We start from the raw sequence: 1,598 nt of genomic DNA, 5'->3' as shown, positions 1-1,598 counted from the left end.
TGACGACCGACCGTCGGTGTAGTCCATGGTGACTGGGGAGCAAAAGACGTAAGCGGTAGCCTCTGCACAGGCCGTTCGGTTGAGCATGCTCACTGACGGCGCACGGGCGTTCTCCCGGCAGCGCGGGACGCCCGGCCGGAGTGGTGTTTCAGGGACAGCACCCCGGCATCCACCCCTCTTCGGCAGAGGACCGGCTATCGGACGGGTCGACGTTTACTGCGAGGCCTCCTCCGCTGCCGCGCGAATCTAACTCAAAAGGGACTGCTCGAACTCCGAAAGAACTGAGTCAGGCGCCGACAGGACACCCCGCCGAGCCCTGACGATCACGACCTCAGAGTTCCCATGCGGTGTTTGGCGGAACGCGAGCGAGATGACCTCGACACGAGGAATCACGACGCCGGAGCGTTGCGTGAGTGTCGCCCCATCGTCGTCGAGCTCGGAGACGGATGCGCGAGGAATCCGCGCCACAACAGCCTGCACGACGCTGGGCACATCCGGCAGCGCCACGTCGACGAGCGTTGAACCCCTCACGGTTGAAGTCACGTATCCACCAAAGCACGCTGTCCCGTTGATCGATCGGCATACGAGACGACGTCAGAGTCCTCTTTTCGCCTGCCATCGGTCGATGAAGAACACGACCAAGCCGATCGCTGCCAGGGCGGACACCCGATGGTGGATAGCGAGGTCGAAATTCGCCAAGCGGCCCGCTGTTACCTGGTCTGCCGGTACTTCGTGTTCGCCGCAGCCGCTGTTGCGCACCCAGCGAGGACGCACCCCAGGAAGGCCGTGATCACTAGCCCGACTGCTACATCGGCGCCCGTGTCTTGGGTGAGTGTCACCCAGATCCGCGCGACCGCGAGGACGAGGGTGATGGCCGCCGCCGCGAAGAAAACGAGCGCGACAATCAGTAGACTCAGCGCGCCCCCACGCCATGGCGCAGTCGGGGCCTCCTTCGGCTGAGCCGGACGACTATCTCCGTATGGTGCAGGTGAGCCGGACACCCCTCGAACGTACTCGATCACTGTGACGAAGTCGCGACCGGTACAGGATCGGCTTACGGGCGGCCGTTCGGAGTCGAATCCCCATGAGCGGACCAGTGCCAGCACTATCGGATCCGAGACGATCGGTGTGAAGGTCAGACCCTCGATGTGGGCTCCTCGCCGAGCTCGGGGACGGGCTACCGCAGACCACGTCATTCGCTAGCTTCGGATGAGGGAGGCGGAGATGACGAGTCCGGGATGGTTGGCGGCGGTGAGCTGCGCGCTCCTCGTGCTCGTGGTCAACGCTGCAATCTTGGGGGTCGTGTCGATCGCGAGCAATGAATTGGGTCGGAATCACGCAGCTGGCATCCGGCTGCCGTCGCTGATGCGCAGCGAGGAGGCCTGGCGAGCCGGCCACCTGGCTGCGCGGAAAGTCATGCTGCCGTTCTTGATCGCAGCGGCGGTCGTCGTGGTCATCTCGATCCCAACGCAGCTGGCGCCGGCGATCTACGTTGTTCTGCTTGGCATTTCCCTCGCGTGCACGCTGGCCGCTCTCGGTGCAGGGACGCTGGCCGCGTCACGAGCAGCTCGCCGAGTTGCGCCGCGGGCGCAGTAGGG

General features: G+C 64.7%; 2 protein-coding genes. One reads left to right on the top strand and one right to left on the bottom strand.

Annotated elements, in window-relative coordinates:
- Window positions 1–246: 246 nt before the first annotated feature.
- Window positions 247–543 (bottom strand): hypothetical protein, encoded by a 297-nt coding sequence (locus Q9R26_RS18555; RefSeq protein ID WP_311228206.1) that lies wholly within the window; start codon window positions 541–543, stop codon window positions 247–249.
- Window positions 544–1,224: 681 nt separating this feature from the next.
- On the opposite strand from Q9R26_RS18555, the gene Q9R26_RS18550 reads away from it, so the two are divergent.
- Window positions 1,225–1,596 carry an SdpI family protein gene (locus tag Q9R26_RS18550; RefSeq protein ID WP_311228205.1) on the top strand — a complete coding sequence of 124 codons (372 nt, stop codon included), beginning with the start codon at window positions 1,225–1,227 and terminating at the stop codon, window positions 1,594–1,596.
- Window positions 1,597–1,598 lie beyond the last annotated feature (2 nt).

Source organism: Curtobacterium sp. BRB10 (assembly GCF_031844325.1).
Lineage (GTDB): Bacteria > Actinomycetota > Actinomycetes > Actinomycetales > Microbacteriaceae > Curtobacterium > Curtobacterium poinsettiae_A.
This window is presented reverse-complemented; position numbering and strand designations above follow the sequence as displayed.

Bases quoted from the DNA above. Each gene is read 5' to 3' on its own strand.
- Q9R26_RS18550 (WP_311228205.1), top strand. From the start codon at position 1,225: ATGACGAGTCCGGGATGGTTGGCGGCGGTGAGCTGCGCGCTCCTCGTG.